Source organism: Marinilactibacillus piezotolerans, assembly GCF_900114235.1.
In the GTDB taxonomy this organism is placed as follows: domain Bacteria; phylum Bacillota; class Bacilli; order Lactobacillales; family Carnobacteriaceae_A; genus Marinilactibacillus; species Marinilactibacillus piezotolerans.
Genome location: NZ_FOSJ01000003.1, coordinates 1 through 26,028, shown reverse-complemented (window position 1 = coordinate 26,028; position 26,028 = coordinate 1). Strand labels below are relative to the sequence as shown.

General features: G+C 37.5%; 20 protein-coding genes. 16 read left to right on the top strand and 4 right to left on the bottom strand.

Annotated elements, in window-relative coordinates; translation table 11 throughout:
- From gntK to BM212_RS01440, 13 genes are all read left to right on the top strand, one after another.
- Window positions 1–1,542, top strand: a complete 1,542-nt coding sequence (gene gntK, locus BM212_RS01495) for a gluconokinase (RefSeq protein WP_091895630.1) — start codon at window positions 1–3, stop codon at window positions 1,540–1,542.
- Window positions 1,543–1,728: 186 nt separating this feature from the next.
- A complete protein-coding gene (locus BM212_RS12560; protein WP_177206268.1) occupies window positions 1,729–1,878 on the top strand; it encodes a hypothetical protein in 150 nt (49 codons plus the stop codon).
- A 542-nt stretch (window positions 1,879–2,420) separates the two neighbouring features.
- On the top strand, window positions 2,421–3,380 hold the full coding sequence (locus tag BM212_RS01490; RefSeq protein WP_091895628.1) for a LacI family DNA-binding transcriptional regulator: 960 nt from the start codon (window positions 2,421–2,423) through the stop codon (window positions 3,378–3,380).
- A gap of 139 nt (window positions 3,381–3,519) precedes the next feature.
- Window positions 3,520–5,208, top strand: a complete 1,689-nt coding sequence (locus BM212_RS01485) for a glycoside hydrolase family 13 protein (protein ID WP_091895626.1) — start codon at window positions 3,520–3,522, stop codon at window positions 5,206–5,208.
- Window positions 5,209–5,222: 14 nt separating this feature from the next.
- Window positions 5,223–7,112 carry a glycoside hydrolase family 13 protein gene (locus tag BM212_RS01480; protein ID WP_091895624.1) on the top strand — a complete coding sequence of 630 codons (1,890 nt, stop codon included), beginning with the start codon at window positions 5,223–5,225 and terminating at the stop codon, window positions 7,110–7,112.
- Between the two features lie 30 nt (window positions 7,113–7,142).
- Window positions 7,143–8,897, top strand: coding sequence for a glycoside hydrolase family 13 protein (locus BM212_RS01475; protein WP_143744889.1), 1,755 nt, complete (start codon window positions 7,143–7,145; stop codon window positions 8,895–8,897).
- A gap of 119 nt (window positions 8,898–9,016) precedes the next feature.
- Window positions 9,017–10,300 carry an extracellular solute-binding protein gene (locus tag BM212_RS01470; protein WP_091895620.1) on the top strand — a complete coding sequence of 428 codons (1,284 nt, stop codon included), beginning with the start codon at window positions 9,017–9,019 and terminating at the stop codon, window positions 10,298–10,300.
- A gap of 148 nt (window positions 10,301–10,448) precedes the next feature.
- On the top strand, window positions 10,449–11,714 hold the full coding sequence (locus BM212_RS01465; protein ID WP_091895714.1) for a carbohydrate ABC transporter permease: 1,266 nt from the start codon (window positions 10,449–10,451) through the stop codon (window positions 11,712–11,714).
- 1 nt (window position 11,715) lies between these two features.
- Window positions 11,716–12,573 (top strand): sugar ABC transporter permease, encoded by an 858-nt coding sequence (locus BM212_RS01460; protein WP_091895618.1) that lies wholly within the window; start codon window positions 11,716–11,718, stop codon window positions 12,571–12,573.
- A 37-nt stretch (window positions 12,574–12,610) separates the two neighbouring features.
- Window positions 12,611–13,435 carry a DUF1189 family protein gene (locus tag BM212_RS01455; protein WP_177206267.1) on the top strand — a complete coding sequence of 275 codons (825 nt, stop codon included), beginning with the start codon at window positions 12,611–12,613 and terminating at the stop codon, window positions 13,433–13,435.
- Between the two features lie 9 nt (window positions 13,436–13,444).
- Window positions 13,445–15,724 (top strand): glycoside hydrolase family 65 protein, encoded by a 2,280-nt coding sequence (locus BM212_RS01450; RefSeq protein ID WP_091895613.1) that lies wholly within the window; start codon window positions 13,445–13,447, stop codon window positions 15,722–15,724.
- 35 nt (window positions 15,725–15,759) lie between these two features.
- Window positions 15,760–16,422: a beta-phosphoglucomutase gene (gene pgmB, locus BM212_RS01445; protein WP_091761671.1), complete on the top strand. Its 663-nt coding sequence runs from the start codon at window positions 15,760–15,762 to the stop codon at window positions 16,420–16,422.
- Between the two features lie 13 nt (window positions 16,423–16,435).
- Complete coding sequence (locus tag BM212_RS01440; RefSeq protein WP_143744888.1) at window positions 16,436–18,055, top strand: glycoside hydrolase family 13 protein; 1,620 nt, start codon at window positions 16,436–16,438, stop codon at window positions 18,053–18,055.
- 63 nt (window positions 18,056–18,118) lie between these two features.
- Here BM212_RS01440 and BM212_RS01435 read toward each other — a convergent pair whose 3' ends face one another.
- From BM212_RS01435 to BM212_RS01425, 3 genes are all read right to left on the bottom strand, one after another.
- A complete protein-coding gene (locus BM212_RS01435; RefSeq protein ID WP_091895607.1) occupies window positions 18,119–18,883 on the bottom strand; it encodes a MurR/RpiR family transcriptional regulator in 765 nt (254 codons plus the stop codon).
- A 409-nt stretch (window positions 18,884–19,292) separates the two neighbouring features.
- Window positions 19,293–20,636, bottom strand: a complete 1,344-nt coding sequence (locus BM212_RS01430) for a 6-phospho-alpha-glucosidase (protein ID WP_091895604.1) — start codon at window positions 20,634–20,636, stop codon at window positions 19,293–19,295.
- 27 nt (window positions 20,637–20,663) lie between these two features.
- Window positions 20,664–22,289, bottom strand: coding sequence for an alpha-glucoside-specific PTS transporter subunit IIBC (locus tag BM212_RS01425; protein ID WP_072693874.1), 1,626 nt, complete (start codon window positions 22,287–22,289; stop codon window positions 20,664–20,666).
- Window positions 22,290–22,635: 346 nt separating this feature from the next.
- Here BM212_RS01425 and BM212_RS01420 point away from each other — a divergent pair, with 346 nt between their 5' ends.
- From BM212_RS01420 to BM212_RS01410, 3 genes are all read left to right on the top strand, one after another.
- Window positions 22,636–24,087: an ABC transporter substrate-binding protein/permease gene (locus tag BM212_RS01420; protein ID WP_072693876.1), complete on the top strand. Its 1,452-nt coding sequence runs from the start codon at window positions 22,636–22,638 to the stop codon at window positions 24,085–24,087.
- Complete coding sequence (locus tag BM212_RS01415; protein ID WP_072693878.1) at window positions 24,080–24,805, top strand: amino acid ABC transporter ATP-binding protein; 726 nt, start codon at window positions 24,080–24,082, stop codon at window positions 24,803–24,805. The genes BM212_RS01420 and BM212_RS01415 overlap by 8 nt, the downstream gene beginning before the upstream one ends.
- Window positions 24,806–25,087: 282 nt before the next feature.
- Entirely contained in the window at window positions 25,088–25,588 is a 501-nt protein-coding gene (locus BM212_RS01410; protein ID WP_091895542.1) for a DUF5626 family protein, read from the top strand.
- 72 nt (window positions 25,589–25,660) lie between these two features.
- On the opposite strand, the gene BM212_RS12380 is transcribed toward BM212_RS01410, so the two are convergent.
- Window positions 25,661–25,873: a hypothetical protein gene (locus BM212_RS12380; protein WP_143744887.1), complete on the bottom strand. Its 213-nt coding sequence runs from the start codon at window positions 25,871–25,873 to the stop codon at window positions 25,661–25,663.
- Window positions 25,874–26,028: the final 155 nt, after the last annotated feature.

Genomic DNA, 26,028 nt, shown 5'->3' with positions numbered 1-26,028 from the left:
GTGAAATCTTACATGCTTGGTGTAGATATAGGAACGACTAGTACGAAAGCTGTTTTATTTGATCTTAAAGGGAATGCATTTCAGCAATCTTCAGTAGAGTATCCACTGAATGTACCAGAACCAGGGGCTGCTGAACAAGATCCGAAAGAAATACTTGAGGCAGTAAAAGAATCAATCAGAACTGTAATGAAAAGAAGTGAAATCGATAAAAATGCTTTGAAATTAATTTCATTTAGTGCAGCTATGCACAGTGTGATTGCAGTGGATAAAGAAGGAAATCCATTGACACCTTCCATTACTTGGGCAGATCAAAGAAGCGAACCATATGCAGAGAAAATAAAAAAACAAACAGGATTAGAATTATATAAAAAAACGGGGACACCAATCCATCCTATGTCTCCTTTGACTAACATTAGCTGGATTAGAGAAGAAAAGCCGAATATATTCAAACAAACTGCTAAATTTATAGGAATTAAAGAATATGTATTTAAAGCATTTTTTAATGAGTACGTAGTAGATCATTCCATCGCTTCGGCAACTGGGCTTTTAAATATCTACACAATGGAGTGGGATGCTGAAGCGTTAGAAATTGCGGGAATTGGTCCAGATCAGCTTTCTAAGCTGGTACCTACTACATCTCAATATAAAGGTATAGCCCCAATACTTGCTGATGAAATGGGTATAAGTTCAGAAGTTCCTTTTATTATAGGAGCGAATGATGGATGTCTAGCTAATCTCGGTGTAGATGCTGTGATGCCTGGTGAAGTAGCGATAACAATCGGCACAAGTGGTGCGATTAGAACAGTAACAGATAAACCAGTCACCGACGAAAAGGGACGAACATTTTGCTATGCTCTAACTGAAAACCACTGGGTCATTGGTGGTCCCGTTAATAATGGGGGAATGGTACTAAGATGGTTGAGAGATGAATTTTGTTCTGAGGAAGTCAAGATAGCAAAAGAACAAAATCAGAACCCCTACGACCTAATCACTGACCGCATAGATCAAGTAGCAGCCGGATCTGAAGGATTGCTGTTTCATCCGTATTTATCTGGAGAAAGAGCGCCATCTTGGAATGCTAATGCTAGAGGATCATTCTTTGGACTGGCCATGCATCATAAGCGCGAACATATGATGCGTGCTGTGCTTGAAGGAATCAATATGAATATATATATGGTTCTTTTAGCGTTAGAAGAGTTGATCGGTACTCCAAAAGAAGTCCGAGCAACCGGAGGATTTGCACATTCGGCTGTCTGGAGACAAATGGTCGCAGATATTTTTGGACAGGAAGTCCACGTACCTGAAACTGTCGAAAGTGCCTGTCTAGGCGCAGCAATCTTAGGCTTGTATGCAATGGGAGAAATTGATGACTTATCTGAAGTTAAAAAGATGGTCAAAACAAGAACCATTAATCACCCAGATAAAGAAAAAGGATTAGTATATAAAGAACTGCTGCCGATCTTTATTCGTTTGAGTCGATTATATGAACAAGAATATGAAGCTGTAGTAGATTTTCAGAATCAGTATACAAACAGAATTTAAAGGATATACGTCAAAAAGGCGAGTATACTTTATATCTAGTTATTTTCTTATATAAAAGGGTTCTATAATATATGACGTTGGTGAGAAATCACTGGCGTCTTTTTTTGTCTCAGAAAATAGAAAACAAGTGAGCTCTCCTGTAGAATAATAGTTGACCAAAACCAAACATCCTTAGGAGGAACTCACTTGCCTACATCAAATGATATGCAAAAAGTACTGGATATTCAAGACAAAAATATGATTTTCGAAGATAACTGCGTGTCTTACGGCATACATAAACAAAAGAAAGGTATTGAACCGGGTAGCCTATGGCTATGGGAACTTTATTCACTATAAAAATCGCATTATCCTGCACTTCAATTTAAAAACAATCAGAAATAAAATCAAAATGATAGAAAAAGAAAGAGAACATACAGCAGCGTAAGCTCGTTGTACATCCTCTTCCAAAATCTATTACTGTTTGACTTTGTTCTCTATCAACGTTGTTTGACAGAGAACCGATTTTTGAGATGGTGTATTTTTGATTATACTATTTTAAAGGTGTTTTTATGTTTTGAAACAAGTATTCTAGCTCTCTTTTTGGATAAAATAAATACTTTTACGTACGTTCGACTTTAACCAATGTTCTTCATTCGCTAAGGGACATCTGATAGTATAACTTGTCAATATATTAGTTTTGTTATAAAGTACTTGTGATGAAAAATCAAGTAGTAATGAAAATGATTCCTTTAAAATATTCTGAGAATAAAGAGTCAGTATGTTACAAGTTATAGCGACCTTAATTCTGATGTGCTAGAATTAATTGGACGAAAAGATTAGACAAAAATCAGTATTCACTAATTATACGATGATGAATTATTAGAAAGGAGATGATCTTATTGCCAACACTAAATGATGTGGCAAAAAAAGCCAATGTTTCTAAAATGACAGTTTCTAGAGTGATCAACCATCCTGATCAAGTAACCGATGAACTGAAACTAATGGTTCATGCCGCGATGAAAGAATTGAATTATAAACCCAATGTGATGGCCAAAGCGTTGGCAAACAATCGTACTCAAATCATTAAATTATTGATTTTAGAGGAAATGGATTATGTTGAGCCTTATTATATGCAGCTACTTGTCGGAATCGCCAATGAATTAGATAAGCATTCATATGGTCTGCAATTGGTTACGAAACGAAATACGAAAATAGGAGATTCTGATGGTTACATTGTCTGTGGTATGAGAGAAGCAGACTATGAATGGTTGAATACACTTGATAAGCCTATGGTGCTGTTTGGAGAGAATACGCATGGTTATGATTTTGTAGACAGTAATAATCAAAAAAGTATTGAAAGAGCTGTAGAGTACGGGGTGATGCTCAATTACGAAACGATTATCTTTGTGGGGATGGATGTTGCAGAGCCTTTTGCTCGTTCCAGAGAGAAAGGTTATCGACTTGCGATGGCGCGTTTCGGCTTAGAGCAGCAAGTGGTTAAACTGGAAAATCGATCTCGTTATGCAGCAATATTTATTAAGGAAAACTGGACAAATTTCGAGCCGAATACATTATTTATTTGTGCTTCAGATCGACTTGCTTTAGGGATCAGTAGAGAACTGAAAGAAAGAGGTGGGGAAATTCCAGAAGAGTTTGGTATTATTGGACACGATGGTGTCTTTCTAGATCAAATTGCTTATCCATTTCTCACCACACTCAAGCAGTCACTTGATGAAATGGGTGTTGCAGCTGCTCAATTGGTACTAAATAAAGTCAATGCAGCTGGTCTTCCACAAGAAAACGCCATTTTTGAAACGGAATTAAAACTGGGTGGCACCACTAGAGACCCCTTTGTTTAAATGGTTATAAAAATGGTCAAATGAAACCAGCGCTCATAAGCGCTGGTTTTTTCTGTTAACGGTAACAACAAAGATTACCTTGTTTCTTTTAAAGTAGATGCTAGAATAATATTGAAACCGCTTCAACAGGAGGGATTTGATGGGAAATACACAGATAAATAGTGAAGAAATTATTTATCAGATTTATCCGAAAAGTTTTTTGGATACAAATCATGATGGCATTGGGGATTTAAATGGAGTAATTCAGCGACTCGATTATATAAAAGAATTGGGTGTAACGGCGATTTGGCTGAATCCAATTTTCACTTCTCCACATGTGGATAACGGGTATGATATATCTGATTATTATACGGTTGATCCACAATATGGCAATATGACCTTAGTTGCAAGATTAATTGATGAAGCACATAAAAGAGGACTTAAAATTTTATTTGATCTTGTACTAAATCATACTTCTTCTAAACATTACTGGTTTCAAGAAGCACTTAAAGGACCAGATAATCCCTACAGGGACTATTACATATGGAAGGAAGAAGAGGAAAAAGAAAAGTTGCCAAATAATTGGAAATCTTTTTTTGGGGGATCGGTATGGGAGAAAGAATCTGAAACAGGTGCTTATTATTTCCATCTTTTTGATAAAGAGATGCCAGATTTGAATTGGCAGAATGAAGCCGTGCGAAAAGAAATGATTAAAGTAGCGGAATTTTGGCTCGATAAGGGCATTGACGGATATAGACTGGATGCTTTTATCCATATGGAAAAAGCGGCTGGCTATCCTGATGCTCGCTATGCAGATCCTGGTAAATTAGTTAGTGCAGAAGAATTTTTTGCTAATTTGCCTCAGGTAGATAACTACCTGAGAGAGTTTTCTGCGCGCATTCGGGAAACATATCCAAATGCTTATCTCTTAGGAGAAGCCGCATCCGCAGTTCCAGAAAGAGCCGTAAACTATACGTTTCCAAAAGGTAAAGCGTGTGACTCTATCGTATCCTTCAAATACTTTCCAATGGATGAAAAGAAGAAGGATAACCGTTTTCCGTTAGAAAGTCAAGAAGGTAAATTAAATGTCACAGCTTTTAAACAAGTGATGGATGAGTGGCAGCGTAAGGTTGGAGAAGTCAGTGAAATGACACTTTACTTGAACAATCATGATATGCAGCGAGCTGTTTCTCGACTAGGGGATCCAACGGAGTTTAGAGAAGAAAGTGCCAAAACACTTGCAGTAGTTATGTATCTTCAACGTGGCGTACCAGTTATGCTGAATGGAGAAGAAATTGGTATGAAGAACCTCGAATTGAAACGCTGGGAAAATACGCGCATCGAACGCATTCATGAAGTGTATACAACGTTACTGGATAGAGGAATTTCCAAAGAGGAAGCGCGAAATTATTTAAGTTCGATCAGTATCAATGCAAGTAGAGGTGCCATGCAGTGGAATGATGAACGATTTGCTGGATTTTCTACCGTAGAGCCTTGGAGTGGCGTGAATCAAGAAAGAATGTACAACGTTGCTGTACAAGAAGTAGACCCTTCAAGTATTCTGACATTTTACAAGCGGCTAATTCAAGTGAAAAAAAAGGCATTATTTACCCATGGAGCCTATGAAATGCTAGTTTCTAAAAGTCCGATCATGTCTTATAGACGAGTCTATGAAAATGAACAAGCCTTCGTTTTGTCCAATTTAAGCGGTGAAACTCAAGAAAGTGAAATCGACTTACCGTTGTTTTCTGATCAAGATGCCGTACTGATCGTCGGAAAGTACAGCTATGGTGAAGGAACAATTAGGCTATCACCTTACGCTTCGCTTGTTATCAAAACTACATTATAAAGGGAGTCAATACAATGAATACAGCAGCACTGTACCATCGAACAGAAAGTGAACATGCCTATTTATACGAAAAAGATCACTTCCATATCCGTCTAAGAACACAAGCAGGCGACGTTGCACAAGTCGAACTGTTAAGTGGAGATCCATACACAATTGAAGGTGACAAATGGTATGAGAATGGAAAAGAAATGCGAAAAATTGCGAGTACGAATTTACATGATTACTGGCTAATTGATACACATGAGCAAACCAATCGTATGTCTTATGGATTCCACGTAACTGGTCGAGATGGGATTGAAGTATTCTATTCGGATCAAGGTGTTTATCCCTATGATGAAGCCTTTTTACAAGAGGCTAGTTTTTATTTTAGAATTCCCTATATCCACGAAATCGATGCATTCAAAGCACCTGAATGGGTGAAGAATACAATCTGGTATCAAGTATTTCCGGATCGTTTTGAAAATGGCGATGCCTCTATTGATCCTGAAGGAACATTACCGTGGGGAGATAAAGAGAACCCATCGCGTGATGACTTTTATGGTGGAGATTTAAGAGGTTTGATTAACAGATTGGACTATTTAGAAGATCTAGGGATCAATGGGATCTATCTCTGTCCGATCTTCAAAGCCTCTTCTAATCATAAATACGATACAATCGATTATTACGAGGTTGATCCTGGATTTGGAGACAAGGAAACCTTTAAAGAGTTAGTTGATAAAGCACACGAAAGGGGCATCAAGATTATGCTGGATGCTGTCTTCAACCATCTAGGCTGGCATTCACCACAATGGCAAGATGTATTGAAGCATCAAGAAGCGTCTAAATATAAAGATTGGTTTTATATACACAGCTTCCCTGTCGATAATCTTGGTGACTTGACGACAGAGGAGTTAGAAGATGTTGGACGAGTTAACTATGAAACCTTTGCATTTACTGGACATATGCCGAAATTGAATACAGAAAACCAAGAAGTACAGGACTATCTATTGGCTATTGCAAAATACTGGATAGAAGCCTTTGATATTGACGGATGGCGCTTGGATGTTGCCAATGAAGTGGATCATTTCTTTTGGAAAAAGTTCTTCAAAGAAACAACTGCAGTGAAAGAGGATATCTATATTCTTGGTGAAATCTGGCATTCGTCACAAAAATGGTTGAACGGAGACGAGTTTCATGCAGTCATGAACTATGCGTTTAATGACAACATTGAAAACTACTTTTTGAAAAAAATCATCACACCATCAAGAATGGTATCTGGCTTGAATGCTCAAATGATGTTATACAGACAGCAAACATCGGAAGTGATGTTTAATTTATTAGATTCGCATGATACACCTCGTTTATTGACAAAAGCTAAAGGCGATAAAGAACTGGTTAAATCAGCACTTGCTTTTATGTTTGCACAAAAAGGAACACCGTGTATTTTTTATGGAACGGAAATCGGTCTTTATGGAGAAATGGATCCTGATTGTAGAAAATGTATGATATGGGAGGAAGAGCTACAAGACCAAGAGATGTTGGATTTTACAAAGAACCTAATTGCTTTTAGAAAACATTATCAGAAGATTCTGACCTATGGAGAAGTCGAATGGCATGATGTTCGAGACGATGAACAATTAATTGGATTCAAACGAACATTAGGAAATGAATCATTGATTTTTTATTTCAATCAAGACAAAGACGATGCCTTTTTAGATATGCTCCCGAGGGATGCCGTATTATCTTTGGAGGCAGCAACAGTTCATTATGACAATCAAGCGGTTCTTCATGAGAATGGTTTCGTGGTTTATTATCATGTGGATACAGAAGCAGAAAAACGCATGCGGACCGAACAAAAACGTCAACGAACAAAAGAAAGAATGAAACGCATGAAAGTTCAGTCTTCGCATTTAGTCAGAAATTAAATCAAGCCGAGAGAATAAAGGGTGAATGGATTGAATCAACAAGCGGTTTACCACAAAGCGAATAGTGCTTATGCATATATGAAAGATGCGCAAACCATGTGTCTGACACTTCGGACAGCACATGATGTTGAGAGTGCCGCATTATTGACGGATCATCCGGATGGATGGGTAAAGGATGAAAAGAGCTATTACTGGAAAAAAACGAAAATAGGTATGAAAAAGATCTATCAAACAGCTCTCTACATTTACTGGCAGGTTGAGCATCATCCGTCAAACCATCAGATGCGATACGGGTTCTTACTAGAAGCAGAACAGGAGAGTTTGTTATATATCGAAAGAGGTTGGTTCTCACCAGAAGATCGCTTTATTGAAAATGATATCAATAGTTACTTTGCTTTTCCGTATATGCACGAATCCGAAGTCATTCAAGCACCAAGTTGGGTTAATAAGACGATCTGGTATCAAGTGATGCCAGACCGTTTCTATGATCCCGGAAATCTTTCATGGGGAAGCTCAAAACATTTTGGTCAATATGATTTTCATGGCGGGAAACTAGATGGTATAAGAGAGAAATTACCCTACTTAAAGAACTTAGGTATCTCCGGTATTTATCTTACACCGATTTTTAAAAGTCCAACAGCACACAAATATGATACTGAGGACTATATGGAAATAGATCCGAGTTTTGGGACTAAAGAAAGTTTCAAATCACTGGTGGATGCGGCACATGCGCTTGGTATAAGAGTCTTGCTTGATGGCGTATTTAACCACATCGGAGACCAGTCAGTTTTTTTTCAAGATGTACTGAAACATGGGGAGCAGTCTATTTATAAAGACTGGTTTTATATCGAACAGTTTCCACTTGAAGATGAAGAGGATACTCGAATGGTTGACCATTATCGACATTTTACACCCAATATGCCAAAGTTGAATACACTTAATAAAGACGTTCAAACCTATTTAATAAAAGTCGCATTATACTGGATAGAGGAATATAACATTGATGGATGGCGACTAGATGTGGTCAATGAAATCGATCATGCCTTTTTAAGAATACTGCGTGCGCGTTTGAAAGATGTACGTCCAGACTGTTACATCGTGGGAGAAATCTGGCATCAAGCTGATGCTTGGTTACATGGAGATCAACTGGATGGCGTAATGAACTATCCTTTAGGGAAACCGATTCTTGAATGGATTGCAGCGAATCGATTATCTACGCTTGAATTTCAGGAACAATTTGTACAGGCACTTTTACAATACTCAGAAAATGTTAATCAAGGTATGCTGACGCTGTTGGACAGCCACGATGCACCAAGGCTATACGAATACGCTGGTTATGACCGTGAAAAAACAGGACTATGTCTGGTCATGCTTTACTTATTGCCAGGATCGATTTGCTTATATTACGGCACTGAAATCGGTATGGATGGTGGAGAAGATCCAACTAATAGAAAACCGATGCAATGGACTGACGAGTTTAGTGTAGATTTTAAAACACTCATTAAACGGCTATCTAGTCTGAGACGATCCGATCTGGCCTTGTTTGCAGGAAACCAATTTGAGTTTTTAGCAGTTCAAGAATATTTACTGGTCTTGAAAAAGAAGACAAAGACTCAAGCGCTGTATCTTTTGATCAATCAATCTCAGGAACAGGAGCGCATCGAGATCACGGAATTGAAAAATAGAAAAGGAAGAGACCTATTAGAGCAACAGCCTATTCTTATAGGAAACGCGATAGTGTTGGCTTCTGCATCTTATAAACTTTACAAGTTTGAAAATAACTAGAAAAAAACGGATATAAAATACTGATACCGGTAACATAAAGAAAACGATTGCAATGTTATGGTAATAAAATATAATTGAAAATGAAGACAGGGAAAGAAAGTTAGAGGAGGAAAAAACAAATGATAAAATTTTACAAATTAGCAATGGCAGGTTCAGCAGCACTTCTACTCGCAGCATGTGGGAATGGATCAGATAATAGTTCTGGTTCAGAAGGTGAAACAGAAAATGATGGCGCAGCCACGGGTGAAATCGGTGGTTCGATTGAAGTAGGTGTTGGTGAAGATTACGTAGAGTTCGTTGAAGCGATCGTTCCTGCATTTGAAGAAGAATACGATGTTGACGTCACCGTATCTGAAAGAGATATGTTTGATACATTAGAAGCTGTACCTTTAGATGGTCCAGCAGGATTATCTCCAGATGTTCTGCTATCTCCATATGATCGAATTGGTGGTATGGGTCAACAAGGTCATTTATCTGAAATGACACTTGTTGATGATGGTCGATATGATGAAACAGATAAACAGCAAGTAACAGTAGATGATACAGTTTATGGTACACCATTCGTGATTGAATCGTTGGTTCTTTTCTATAATAAAGATTTGATGGATACACCACCAGAAACTTTTGATGAATTGGAAGCTCTTACAGAAGATGAGCAGTATGCATTTTCAGGACAAGCAGACACGAGTACAGCTTTCCTAGCAAACTGGGTCGATTTCTATAATTCTTATGGATTGATTTCTGGTTTCGGCGGATATGTATTCGGAGAAGACGGTGAAGATACATCTGACATTGGTTTGAATTCACCTGAAGCAATTGAAGGCATTGAATATGCCCAAAAGTGGTTCAATGATGTATGGCCAGAAGGGATGCTTGATGTAACAAGTGCCGGTGACTTCATTGATGATCAATTCATTCAAGGAAATGCAGCAGCTGTTATCAACGGTCCTTGGGGCGCAGCCAACTACAGAGATAGTGGTGTGAATCTTGGCGTAGCAGCAATCCCTACCCTACCTAATGGAAACGAATATGCACCTTTTGCTGGTGGTAAAGGCTGGGTGGTTCCTTCCTACACTGAAAACTATGAAACTGCAGCAGCATTTGTTGATTTCGTAACTAACGAAGAAAATATGATGATGCTATACGAAGACTACACAAATGAAATTCCTGCTAACCAGAATGCACGAAATGCCATCAACGAAGCAGGAGAGGACGAATTAGCTGTAGCTGTTATCGAACAATACAATAATGCCGTTCCAATGCCCAATATTCCAGAAATGGCGGAAGTTTGGACAGGCGCTGAATCAATGATGTTTGATGCAGGATCTGGAAATAAAAAAGCTGAAGAGGCAGCAAATGATTCTGTACAAATCATCAAAGAAAACATCGAACAAAAATATTAATCTTTAAATAGAAGACTAGATGATTCGGCAGAGATAGTAGGATGATCTCTGCCGTTTTTATCATTGAAAGGATGTGTTACGGTTGGAAACTAAAAACAATGATCATTCACTTTTATCTGATAAAGATCAGAAAAAAGTCCGTACTGCAATGCTGCTCTCTATTATTCCCGGGCTAGGTCAACTTTACAATAAGCAGCTTGTAAAAGGTGCATTATTTCTTGTTATATTTGCTGGATTCGTCATTGAATTAATACTATTTGGCGCCGGCGCAGTTCAGGGTCTGATTACACTAGGTACGGTTCCTAGAGAAGATCACTCTTTGTTCTTACTGATTGAAGGTACGATTCAAATTTTGATTATATTGATTTATCTTGTCTTTATGGCAGCCGTTATGATGGATGCTAACCGTGTGGCGAAGAAAAGAATCGTTAACCCAAACGCAGTCAATTACACTGTTAAAGCCACAGCCGTTAGTGTTTTTGAAAATGGCTTTCCTTACTTATTAACGATACCCGCTTACTTGGTTATGATCTTTGCCATTGTATTCCCAGTACTGGTAACGATATTCATTGCTTTTACAAACTATAATTTTCAAAATGTCCCACCAGCAAACTTAATAGACTGGGTAGGATTTGAAACGTTCAGCAGCATTTTTACGCTGACCGCTTATCGAGATACATTTTTTGCCGTTTTCTCTTGGACGATTATCTGGACGCTAGCTGCAACGACTTTGCAGCTGATCATTGGTGTATTCACAGCATTAGTGCTTAATCAGCCGCATATTCGATTCAATCGGTTCTTCGGAGTGATTATGTTGTTGCCTTGGGCAGTTCCGGCATTCATAACGATTCTGACTTTTTCAAATATCTTTAACCCCAGTGTGGGTGCAATCAATACGCAAGTGATTCCCTTCTTCAATCAGATTATTCCATTCCTTGAAATCCCAGCGATATCTTGGAAAACAGATCCTTTCTGGACGAAAATTGCCATCATTATGATTCAAGGATGGGTGGGATATCCGTACATCTATGTATTAACTTCAGGTATTTTACAGTCTATACCAAATGACTGGTACGAAGCTTCTGTTATTGATGGAGCAACAGCGATACAAAAATTCAAACATATCACTATGCCACATATTTTTGCAGTAGCAGCACCTATTTTTATTACACAATATACCGGTAACTTTAATAACTTCAACTTGATTTATCTATTTAACGAAGGGGGTCCCGGAAGTGTAGGAAGTGGTGCAGGATCGACAGATATCCTGATTTCATGGATTTATAAACTAACGACCGGAACATCACCGCAATACAACATATCAGCAGCCGTCACACTGATTATTTCTGCAATCGTCATTACGATTTCAATGATTATTTTCAGCCGGACACGCGCTTTTGAAATGGAGGATTAACATGAATAAACCAAAACGAATCAAAACACAGAAAAATTCTCGTTTCTGGAACAAACTCTTTTCTTACGCTTATCTGATCGGTCTATCGATCGTCATTATTTATCCTCTTTTGATCACAGTTACTTCTGCTTTCAGAACGGGCAATATTATGGCCTTCGATTTAAACTTTACAGGGCCTTGGTCTCTAGCGAATTTTTCTCGATTATTCAATAATACGCTTTATGGCACATGGTATTTGAACACCTTGAAAGTTGCGGGAACGACGATGGTCATTCAAGTAGCGGCAATCACGCTAGCCGGATACGCTTATAGTCGGTACCGTTTTATTGGAAGAAAACAAAGTATCAAATTTTTCTTGATCATTCAAATGGTTCCAACAACCGCTGCTTTGACAGCGTTCTATGTTATGGCACTTCTCGTTGGAGGATTGAATACGCACTGGTTTTTAACGGTTATTTATATTGGTGGGGGTATACCCATGAATACCTGGCTCATGAAAGGGTACTTCGATACTGTACCACTTGAGTTAGATGAATCAGCTAAATTAGACGGTGCAGGACACTTAAGATCATTCTGGCAAATCATTCTCCCGTTGGTTAAGCCAATGATTGCTGTTCAAGCACTTTGGGCTTTCATGGGCCCATTCGGAGAATACATGCTAGCAAGATTCTTGCTTAGAACACCGGAAGTGTATACGGTAGCCATTGGACTACAAACGTTTATCAGTAATCCAAGAGAACAGCGGGTGACCTTATTCGCCTCTGGAGCAATCTTGATTGCTTTACCTATCTGTATTTTGTTCTTCTATCTACAAAAACACTTTGTATCTGGTTTAACAGCAGGTGGAACTAAAGGATAATATATAAAATAAATGAGTCTGAAAAGTAGGAATGAATATGAGGACAGACAGTTTTCCATTAAATTACTTTGCGAATATTTTTACACCTAAGCGTGCTTTCTTTAATCGTAAGGCCATTGGGTGGCCAACAATCGTGATTGTGTTAATTTTCTTAAACGCATTGATCACGATACCCGTTTCACTGAATTTTGCGCAGACCGACACAATTGGTGTTGAGACGTTTTATCCTGAAGCTTTTGGTTTGATCGACGATGAAGTTGCTGAAACACTTGCTGACATTCCTATAGAAAATGGTACGTTAGCGATCGGTCAATCGACCGTTCAGACAAAAGCAGGAGGTGTGGTAGTAATTGATCAAACGGGCGCGCCATTAGTAGATAGTGACGTTGCAATTGTTTTTGAGCCAACGCTTTTTACAATTAGAGAACATGGTAAACCTGAATTAACTGTCAACTATACGAAAGACTTCACAATAGAGGGTGCATCAGTAGAAGAAATAAAAACAGAAATGAACCGACAATGGAGAATCAATAATCGTGTTTACATCGTAGCGGCACTTACTTTTCTGATTTCATGTATGACACTTGTTATGTTAGTCGCTTTAACGCTAGGATCTGCTGTCTTTTTGTACTTGACGAAAAAGAGTCACTTAACGTCCATTACGACATACAAAGAATCTGTAGCGATCATTCTTTACGGATTAGGCTTACCAACCATACTTGCCTTATTATATGGATTGATTCAGTTTGATATTATCTGGATGATGACAATTCAAACGACAGGTCTATTGATTATACTGTTGTTAATTTACTTTAAAACACAATTTAACGATGAAAAAGATCAAACTAGAGTACAGGAGTGAAAATAATAAATGGAGAGATTATTTGGGATTGATCCGTGGAAATTAACATCGGATACAATAGACGATAATAAAAGACTGCAAGAAAGTCTTACAGCCATAGGAAATGGATATATGGGTTTAAGAGGAAATTTCGAAGAAGGCTATTCTGGGGATACCCATATCGGGACGTATATTGCTGGCGTATGGTTCCCAGACAAAACAAAAGTTGGGTGGTGGAAAATCGGTTATCCTGACTATTTTGGAAAAGTGATTAATGCAACCAATTTTATTCCAGTTGATATCTACGTTGATGAACATAAAGTAGATTTGGCTGTTGATACGGTTGAACAGTTCCACCTAGAGTTAGACATGAAAGAAGGCGTTCTGAGACGCTCGTTTGTATGGAAAAAAGAAGAAGTAGCTATTCTATTCCGTTTCACACGCTTCGTCAGTGCTCATACAACAGAACTAGCAGTAGTCAATATCGAAGTAGAGATGCAGACGGGGATTGCTGAACTAACATTGATTCCGAACTTAGATGGAAATGTTGTGAATGAAGACAGTAACTACGAAGAACAATTTTGGAATGAACTGGAAAAAGGACATGAGCCTTTTCCATTTTTAAAAACAAAAACAAAAGAGAACCCCTTCGGAACAGAGCGCTTCACAGTAACGACAATGATGAGTAATCAGTCTGAATCAGCAAAAAAAAATGCTGAAAAAGAACAAGCCATGTATGTAGGCGAACGCTTTTTCTATCCATTAAAAGCAGGGGATCAGCTAACACTCACTAAATATATAGCGGTCATAACGAGCCGTGATGTAGCAGCAGACCAGCAAGTAGAAAAAGCTGCGAATATTGTTAAATCTGCTATGGATAAAGGGCTACAAAGTGTCTTGAAGGATCACTTAGCTGAATGGGAGACACGCTGGAATAATGCAGATGTTCAAATCAGTGGAGACGACGCCAGTCAACAAGGGATTCGCTTTAATATCTTCCAATTATTCTCAACCTATTACGGAGAAGATCCTCGTTTGAACGTGGGTCCAAAAGGCTTCACCGGGGAAAAATATGGCGGCGCAACATACTGGGATACAGAAGCTTGTATTCTGCCAATGTACTTGTCGGTTACGAATGAAGGAACTTTTAGACAGTTACTCGTCTATCGCCATAATCAACTCGAACAAGCTTACGAAAATGCAGCGAACCAAGGGCTTAAAGGTGCATTATATCCAATGGTAACCTTCACTGGGATCGAATGTCACAACGAATGGGAAATTACTTTTGAGGAAATTCACCGTAATGGTGCGATTGCCCATGGTATTTTTAATTACACAACTTATACTGGAAATGAAGATTATCTTCTGAACCAAGGGATTGATGTACTCGTTGGTATTGCTAGATTTTGGGCAGATCGCGTCCATTATTCTGCAAGAAAACAACAGTATATGATTCATGGGGTTACAGGCCCTAATGAGTACGAGAATAACGTCAGCAACAACTGGTACACCAATACAATGGCACAATGGTGTCTGCAATATACGTTGGAAACATTAGAAAAAGTAACGGATGATAAAATCCGAGAATTGAAGGTCAGCGAAGAAGAACAACAAAAATGGACAGACATCAGCGGCAATATGTATCTACCAAAAGATGAAGCGTTAGCTGTTTTTGTTCAACACGATTCATTCTTAGATAAAGATTTGCGACCGGTTAACAGCCTTGATCCCTCAGAACGTCCTATTAATCAGAACTGGTCATGGGACAAGATACTGAGATCACCATTCATCAAACAAGCAGATGTTCTACAAGGACTGTATTTCTTGAATCATCACTACAGTCAAGAAGAGAAAGAACGGAACTTTAACTTCTATGAACCGATGACTGTTCATGAGTCTTCTTTATCACCGCTTGTTCACTCTATACTGGCATCTGAACTCGGTAAAAAAGAGAAAGCATTTGAAATGTACGAAAGAACAGCAAGACTAGACCTTGATAATTATAATAATGATACGGAAGATGGTCTACACATTACATCGATGAGTGGTGGGTGGTTATCTATCGTCCAAGGATTTGCAGGGATGCGTACACAAACAGGGACATTATCATTTGCACCATATTGTCCAGACCAATGGGATAGTTACCGATTTAAATTGAATTATCGAGAAAGATTACTCAACGTGGCAGTAGAAAAAACTGCTGTAACCTTCCAGTTAGAAGTAGGAGAATCACTGATTTTTGAAGTGTTCGGTCAATCCGTTACATTGGAAGATACTTTAACGATCGCCATTGAAGAAAATTCAAATTAAATTTAAGCAGTATAAAAGATTGGAAGGATGATAACATGATTAGAGGAGTAGTTTTAGATCTTGACGGTGTCATTACAGACACAGCGGAATATCATTACTTGGCATGGAAATCATTAGCAGAAAAAATCGGTATCGATATTGACCGAACATTTAATGAGCAGTTAAAAGGAATCAGCCGTATTGAATCACTAGAGTTGATTTTAGAGCATGGAGGAAAAGATCAAAGTTACTCAGAGGAAGAAAAAGAGATGCTTGCTGGTAAAAAAAATGATGAATACAAAACATTTATTGAGAGAATCACGCCGGCAGACCTTTGCCCAGGCATGAAAAAATTATTGTTAGATGCAAAGGAAGCTGGCCTGGCATTGTCGGTTGCTTCAGCAAGTAAAAATGCGTCAACCATCCTTGAACAGCTGCAAGTGAAGGATCAATTCATCGGAGTTGTCGACCCAAATAGTTTGAAAAATGGGAAACCAAATCCTGAAATATTCTATAAAGGGGCTGAACTACTTGGTTTGTCACCTGCAGAATGCATTGGCATCGAAGATGCAGAAGCAGGGATCGATGCCATCAATGATGCAGGTATGTTTTCTGTTGGTGTAGGATCAAAAGAGTCAATGAAAGCTGCTAACTACTTTGTAGAAAACACGGAAGAGCTTGACTTGAAAAAGATGATCGAAAAAGCAGAAAATAAGTGAAGGAAGTGAAAATGTGAAGTGGTGGCAAAAAGCAGTCGTTTATCAAATTTACCCAAGAAGTTTCCAAGATTCAAATGGAGATGGTATTGGAGATATCAGAGGGATCATTGAGCGACTCGATTATCTGGAAAAACTTGGAATCAATGCGATATGGTTGAGTCCGGTCTATCAGTCTCCTAATGATGATAATGGCTATGACATCAGTGATTACGAGGCGATTCATCCAGAATTTGGAACAATGGAGGATATGAATGAATTGATTGCTGAAGCTCAAAAACGATCCATTCGGATCGTCATGGATTTAGTCGTCAATCACACAAGTGACGAACATCATTGGTTTCAAGAAGCGAAAAAAGGGAAAGATTCACCTTACCGCGATTACTATATCTGGAGAGATCCGGTGAAAGGTAAAGAGCCGAATGATTTGAAGTCAACTTTTAGTGGTTCCGCTTGGGCATACGATAAAACAAGTGATCAGTACTACTTGCATCTTTTCAGTGAAAAACAACCCGATTTAAACTGGGAAAATGAAAAGATGCGTCAAGATATCTATAATGTGATGAATTTCTGGTTAGAAAAAGGTATCGGTGGATTTAGAATGGATGTCATCGATTTGATTGGTAAAAAGCCTGATGAAAAAATCACAGGAAACGGTCCAAGACTACATGAATTTTTGCAAGAAATGAATCGAAAAACATTTGGACATTATGACGTAATGACGGTAGGAGAAACATGGAGTGCAACGCCTGAGAATGCTGAACTTTACTCTGGTTCAGATCGAGGAGAACTATCTATGATATTTCAGTTCGAACATATCGCATTAGACCAAGAGCCGATTAGTAAGTGGGCGCTGAAAGACTTGGATTTAGTTGAACTGAAGCAAGTCCTTTCCAAATGGCAGATCGCACTGGGTGAAACGGCTTGGAATAGTTTGTTCTGGAACAATCATGATACTCCAAGAATCGTTTCAAGGTGGGGAAATGACCAAGCGTTTCGTGTAGAGAGTGCTAAATGTTTTGCTGTTCTTTTACACTTGATGAAGGGAACGCCTTATATTTATCAAGGTGAAGAAATCGGCATGACGAATCGACCAGTAGGAAACATTTCTGAGGTCAATGATATCGAGAGCATCAATATGTATAAAGAAGAAATGGAGAATGGTAAAACAGCTGAAGCTTTACTCAATGCGATCAATTATAAAGGGCGAGATAATGCAAGAACGCCAATGCAATGGAATGATCAAGAGAATGGCGGTTTTTCAACTGGAGAACCATGGCTAGCTGTAAATCCGAATTTCACGGAAATCAATGTTGAACAAACATTAGCAGATGAGCAATCTGTCTTCTATCTGTATAAGGATTTAATCCAATATAGGAAGGAAAATGAGACGGTTGTCAGGGGTTCATATAACTTATTGCTTCCAGATCATCAAAGTGTATTTGCGTATGAGCGTGTATATACTGACAATAAGTTACTAGTCATCGCAAATCTTTCTACAGAAGAGAATACTGTCGAATTACCGGAAATATCAAAAGAATCAACAATACAATTTAGTAACTATGATAGACAAGTATTGGATGCCAAAAAGTGTACATTAGCGCCTTATGAATGCTTTGTAGTTGACGTAAAGTAATATAAGTATACTTTTTGTTTGATACGACAAACGGACTACCTTTTTTTAAGAGGTAGTCCGTTTTCAGTTGGATTCGTCTAATTCCATCAAATAATCTACGTATTCTCTTCTTAAAGAATCCATTAGTTGGAAGATTGGCAATAGGCTGTACATGTCTTCTCCCATGTAGTTGACAGGGGTACTCTGAAAATACAAGTTATAGGTTGCCATAGATGCTAAGACGTTGTTTGATAAATTTGTAATAGAAAGTATAGGAATATTTTTCATTTTTAAAAGTCGAGTTACTTGTTCTGTTTGTTTTATATCACCACTTAAAGAGACAATGATAATGAGATCATCTGGTTGAACAGCACGCTGGACGATTACTTTAAATTCGCTTAAGGATTCTAGTAATAGCGGGAATTTTTTTAAATCTATCATACCACGGTTGAAATTCTTTAATACTGTCCGCTGCCCCCAACCAGTTCCGTAACAATATATATTTTTAGCAGAATGAAAATGTTCAATGATTGGACGTATCTGTTGCTGGTTAAATAGTTTGGCTGTTCCGTTTAAATCGGTCTCTTGTAAACTTGAGAAAGAAGTGGCCGAAAGAGATTTGGTGTCGTCATTACTTTTTAGTGCGTATTTGAATTCACTAAATCCTGAAAATCCCAACTTTTTTGTCAGTCGGAGTACACTAGACTTAGAGGTCAATGTTTCTTTCGCCAACATAGTAATCGTCATTTGTTTAATGGCTTCTTTATGTTGCATCATATACTGTACGATATGTAAATCATTCTCATTTAATTCTGAATAATGCTGATTGATTAATGCCTCGAGATTCATCAGATACCTCCCTTGGAATAATAGTATAAGTATAACATACTAAGCAATTTTGAAAGGTATAAAATACTAAGATTAGACAAAAGGTAATCGGTTAATAAAATTATGTAATTAGTAAATAGTTTTTAAGGCAAATATAGGAAGATTACATTTATCATACTAGATATAGTTTTTATAACTGGAATTTTATTGCAAAATAAAAAAGCTAAACAATTTCAAATGGTTTGCTATATGACTGCGTGTGATATTTAAATTAAAATATTCTTGAATTTATTCTGTTTGAAAATTAAAATCCAATAGTTTTATAATTGTAATATATAAAGATGTTGAGAATACTTAATTCAAATAAAATAAAAACCCGGCTCCTTAAGTAAATAAGGGACCGGGTTTTTGAATGGATTTTTAAACTTAGTTAAGTTAATTCTGGCCAATATTCTTTATTTACTTCTATCAGGTCATCCAAAATCTGCTTCGCTACTCGAGCGTTTGGCATCGTTTTAGAAAGGAAAAGTGCCTGCCATAGTTTTTGGTAAGATCCTTCTGTCCATGCTTCTACAACGAGTTTTTCTACAGCAACTTGCTGTTCCATCAGACCTTTCTGGAATCGAGGAATTTCACCTTGAGTCAAAGGCTCAGCACCTTGAGAACCTACGATACAAGGGACTTCTACCATAGCATCCTCATCGAAGTTGACAATAGCACCTTTGTTAGGAACAATCAGCAGCATACGTTCTTTTGAATTATAAGCAATCGCCCTTGCTAGATCAACAATGTACGTAGCGTGTTCATCAGCTTCAAGTTTTGCATCTTCAGCTGTTTGAATATTAGCAATTCTATTACATTCAGTAAAAGTATTTTTTTCTCTGTGTTCCATTACTTCATTAGCGCGAGTATGTTCGGGATCACTATGCTCGACTTCGTCTTGAGGGTAGAAGTAATATTTTAAATAAGTGTTTGGTAAAGTATCGGGGTCTAACCATTGTACTTCTTTTGCTTTACCAAATGTATAGAACCAGCTAGGTTCGACTTCTTCTTCAGCGGCCCCATTCAATTCATCAGGAGTAATATACCCATTTTTTGATACCCACTCTTTTAATTCAGGCATCAAGTCTTTTCCGTCTCTATCACGTATATCAGTCCACCATCCAAAATGATTTAAACCATAATATTTTACAGTCATATCTTTTCTGGATTCTAGACCAAGCACATCTTTCATACGATTTTCAATTCCGACAGGCATGTCACAGATATTGATGATTTTACTATTTGGACGTAATTTTCTGGTCGCTTCAGCTACAATAGCTGCCGGGTTAGAATAATTCAGCATCCACGCCTCTGGAGAGTATTGTTCCATATAATCAATTAATTCTAAAACCCCTCCAATTGAACGCATTCCATAAGCAATCCCGCCGGGTCCGCAAGTTTCCTGACCGATTACACCATATTTTAATGGGATTTTTTCATCTTTTTCCCGCATAGCGTATTTTCCCACTCGAATATGAGCCATTACAAAATCGATATCACTGAATGCTTCTTCGGGATCTGTGGTTGCTACGAATTTTATGTGGGGTGCCCGCTCTTTTAATATAACTTCTGTGGCATCGGCAATTTGCTGCTGTCTTTCTTTATCATTATCATAAAATTTTAATTGACGGATGGGGAATTTGTCTAAATTTTCCAAAAGCATTAACACGATTCCGGGAGTAAAAGTACTCCCTCCACCGGCTACTAATATTGACTGTTCTTTAAGTGACATATAAACTACTCCTTTTATTTTATAGATTTAATCTTTTTGTTTTGCGACTTCATTTTCAAAATATTCTCTAACTTGAGGAACATCTAGTCCGACAATAACCTGCAGTGCTTTTCCATTTTTTACTAAACCATGTGCGCCATATTGTTTGAAGAATCCATCTTCTGCAATGAGGGATTCATCCGCAACACTAACTCTCAAACGGGTTGCACAGTTATTGATGTTAGTTATATTATTACCCCCGCCTAATCCTTCTAAAAAATGAATTGCTTTTTGGGCATTTGGATCTAGATCAGCAATAGGGTCATTATCGCTCGAGCCTTGGTCATGAGATTGTTTATTTTTTTCTTTTGCCCTCTTCTCACGGTAGTCAGCTTTTTTAAACATCTTTGCTTCTCCAGTATCTTCTCTACCTGGTGTTTTGATATTCCATTTTAAGATAGCAAATCTAAATATGAAGAAATAAATGACACTAAAGACTAAACCGACCCCAAAGAATAGAAGAACAGCATTTAGGTGATTTGATGCCATAGGTACGATAAAATAAGAAATATTTGAGAGTAAACCCCCGCCTATAACCGCTGATACACCTAATGAATACAAGGTGAAGCTTAATAAGGCTGCCAATAGGGCGTGTACTGCAAAGAGTTGTGGTGCTAAGAAAAGAAAAGTGAACTCGAATGGTTCAGTAATCCCAGCCATAATCGCTGTTAATGCAGTAGGTAAAACTAGAGCAAAGGTTTTCTTTCGATTTTCGGGTTTTGCAGTGACAATGAAAGCTGTTCCGATGCCAATTGGTGCAAACACTTTAGAAACATTGTGAAATCCAAATCCGGCTTCTGGAATAATATCTCTCAGATTTCCTGAAGTAGAAGCAATTTCATTTAAGTGTTCCATCCAATATGGAACAAGACCTCCTTCAACAACAGCTGGTCCATATTCAAAAGGCTGATAAATGAAGTGATGTAATCCTGTTGGAATTAATATCCTTTCTAAAAACACGTACAGACCAACGCCAATTGAACCACTGCCAGCCATGAACCCTTGTGCCTGACTAATCAGATCTTGGATTGGTGGCCAGATCCAAACAGTCAAGAATGCAAGAATTAAGGTAGTAAAAAATCCAATGATGACGACCATAGATGTTCCTTGGAAAACACCGAGCCATTCTGGCAGTTTCTTTTCAAAATAGCGATTATGGATCCATACAGTAAGACCGGCAATTGCTAATGCACCAATCAAGTTTGTATCTAGCGTTTTGACTCCGCCGATTTCTTTTAATCCACTGATCCCTCCAACAGATTGGGAGTAGTCAACACCGAAATTGGTTCCCCAAATGCCTAAAATGCCAGCAATAAAGTTATTCCATGTCATATAAACAACGAATGAAGCTAAGGCGGCACGAGCGCTCGCTTTATTAGCAAGACCAATTGGTAGACCGATCACAAATAATATTTCCATATTGTTAAAAATCGTCCATCCACCGGCCTCAACTACTGACCAAATGTTACTCCAGAATGTTCCTTCACTTGCAAGTGTTCCTAATATTAATTCACTTTGCATCGCAATTGAAAAAGCTAATAAAATCCCGTTAAATGCAAATAGTAAAACGGGTGTGAACATTGCACCTCCAAATCGCTGGAGTTTTTCCATCATATTTATACACTCCTTTTTTTCTATTTATAATATTTTGGTTCCGTTTACATTTTTATCTTAATTAAGTTAAGGGAAAGAGTAAATAGCTTGAGAACAAGGAGGGATAGAATTCGCTGATAGAAAGATTTCCCGGAATACGAGAAAATTCCCGCAACTCAAAAAATATACATTTATATTGCATAAAAAAGAGTTATATATAATAAATAAACTATTTCTATTTATTATATTGCATAATTATCTACATGATGGTATGATATTTTTCAACGTTAGCAATAATTGATTATAAATAACTTTATACATTATTTATGCGAATGGTTATTAATTATGAAGTGAAGGAGAATAGAAAATGAAGAAACAGTTAAAAGTTATTATTGCCTTTTTTATACTTACTATCCTGTTGTTTATACCGACTGATGTCGTATACGCAGAAGATGGTTCATTAGCTCGAGTACAAGAAAGTGGAGAATTAGTTATTGGTACAAGCGCAGATTTTCCCCCATTTGAATTTTATGCTGAGGTAGATGGTGAACAGCAAGTCGTAGGAATGGATATTATGATTGCTGAAAAAATCGCTGATGATCTTGGAGTAGAGCTAGTTGTTCAAGATATGGAATTTGATAGCTTATTACCAGCGCTTGAATCAAACAATGTAGATATGATTGTTGCTGGAATGACTCCGACTGAAGAACGTCGTAAAAGTGTTAATTTCTCAGATATTTACTATCAGACTTTCCAGAATATTATGGTTCGAGCAGAAGATAAGGAAATCTATAATTCTATTGATTCATTAGCTGGACAAACAGTCGGAGTGCAGACGGGATCGTTACAAGAAGAGCTTGCACAACAGATTCCTGATGTAGAGTTGATGCAACTAGGGAATATTAATGATCTGCTGTTAGCTTTACAGACAAATCGTATTGAAGCAATTGTTATGCAGGGTCCGAATGCAGAAGCTCATGCTGGTAATGATAATTCCTTATATACATTCGAAGGTGATTTTGAGCTTGATGAACAAGACCAAGGCTCAGCAATTGCAATCAGACCAGGGGAAGATTCTCTTGTTGCAGCTGTGAATGAAAGCCTTGCTGAAATTAAACAGGATAATCTGACAGAAGATTATCTTGCAGTAGCTGGAGAGTATATGGCAGAAGAGACAGATACCGGGTTTGCTTCTACTTACTGGTCATATTTTTTAGATGGAATGCTCGTCACAATCATGATTTCAGCTATTGGTGTATTAGTGGGAATGGTTCTTGGATTTATTCTTTCTCTTATGAGGTTAACTCAAAATAAACTACTTCGTTTCCTGGGTTCGGCTTATGTAGAATTTGTTAGAGGTACTCCTCTGATGATTCAAGTAATGTTCATTTACTTTGGAGCAGGAGTATTCTTTGATTTACCTGCATTGACAGCTGGTATAATTGCTGTTTCCTTAAATAGTGGAGCTTACATCTGTGAAATTATCCGTAGTGGATTAAATTCTGTCGATAGTGGACAGGCTGAGGCAGCAAGAAGTTTGGGTATGAGCAAGCGTCAGTCCATGAGATATATTCTTTTCCCACAAGCGTTGAAAAATATCTGGCCAGCATTAGGAAATGAATTTATTACTGTTATAAAAGAATCTTCTATTGTTTCTGTAATTGGTGTTGGAGAATTGATTTTCCAGACAAGAGTTGTACGTTCGATCTCATTTAAAGGGATTCTACCATTATTTATAACGATGCTGGTTTATTTCTTCCTGACTTTTACACTGACAAAAATATTGAATTATTTTGAAGGGAGAATGAATCATGATTAGTGTCAAACATTTAAAAAAATCATTTGGAAAAAATGAAGTATTAAAGGATATTAACGAGGAAATTAGCCAAGGAGAAGTTGTAGTTGTCATTGGCCCATCTGGTTCTGGGAAATCCACTTTTCTGCGGTGTCTAAATTTACTGGAAGAACCCACAGATGGGGAGATTGTATTTGAAGGGACATCATTAACAGGTTTGAATGAGCAAAAGCTTAATCAGCTGCGTCAGAAAATGGGGATGGTGTTCCAGCAATTCAACCTTTTTCCACATATGACTGTTCAAAAAAACTTGACCATCTCTCCTGTTCAAACAAAAGAAATCAGTCAATCCGAAGCAGATAGTAAAGCTGCCCAACTATTGCAACAAGTTGGCCTGGGGGATAAACTGGATGCTTATCCATCTAGCCTTTCTGGTGGTCAGAAACAACGTGTTGCAATTGCACGTGCACTTGCAATGGATCCAGACGTCATGCTGTTTGATGAACCGACATCTGCATTAGACCCAGAGATGGTTGGAGAGGTATTGAATGTTATGAATGAACTAGCTAAATCCGGAATGACAATGGTTGTTGTAACGCATGAGATGGGATTTGCAAGAGAGGTAGCAGACAGAGTACTCTTTATGGATGACGGGCATATTGTTGAACAAGGAACTCCTGAAGAAATCTTTAAACACCCTAAAAATCAGAGAACTCAAGATTTCTTGGCCAAAATTTTATAAGTGTAATAAGAGAGAAGTTTGAACGTAAGCCTTTTATAGCTGAAATTATATAAGGGTAAGTAAATATAAATACCGCCAAACAAAGGTTGGAATTACCTGGATTTGGTGGTATTTTACTTTTCACTAGTCCTTTTTACTTTTTTTCTAAAAGTAACTATAAGTTGAGAATGTAAAAATGCTAATAAAAAGTAGTTAATTAATTTTGAAAAAGTAAATAAAGCGGTTCCTATTTGCCATAATAAAAATAACAGTTATAATAAAAATAAAAAGGAGATTACGAATATGAAAAAATATTTTGTTGTATTGGTATGGATAATGGGAATAGGTATTTGGTCACTTAATCAATCTGCAGAAGCGGCAGAGAATTTTACATATGATCTGGAAAAGGGTGGAGAACAATCGGGGAATATTGAAATGCCAGATGGAGCAAATGTTACATTAACGGTTGAAGAAGTCCCTGCAAGTTTATCTCAAACTAATATAAGCAATGGGTTTCATACTTTTGCTACCGTACAAAATAAATCCTATTTGATAAAAGGCTCTCAAGCTCTTATTTGGAATGCTAGTTTTAAAATTTTAGTAAATAATAAATTAATTACTAAAGCAAGTGATGCCAAAGCTTCATCTCCAACAGGTCGAGTTTATTATAGTAAATTAAAATTGTTCAGTACCAAGAAAAAAGCTTCGTTAGAGTTCAAAATTGATCAATGGATCGGTGGTGTCAGAACGGTTCAATTAGTCTCAACCATTAGTGGAAATAATTTAATTGTTACACATAATTAATTAAAATAAGCTGACCATGATTAATAAATCATAGGCCAGCTTATTTCTATTTAATATTTAATAGTTTCGTGATCATTCATTGAGTTCTTCAAGGATGCTATTCTCAGATTGTTTTTCTTCAGCTGGCAAATCTGATTCAAGAGGAATGACTTCCACATCTGTGAACCAGCCAAACTTCGAACCCATGTACCCATAAGCAGTAAGAGTGATCAATAGTAGCGATGCAACAACCGTTACTGTGTAAAATATTTTTTTTCTTCTATAACGAAGAGCCAAAATGGCCATTGGAAAAGAAATGAGTAAAAAGGCAGGATGCAAGACAACAGGAAATAGAGCGATCAGAAATATAGCAATAATATTAAAATTAATTAATTTTAATCACTAGTGTTGCATAAAACTTAGAATAAATGATTTTTATATATTGTTACTTTAATCACAAG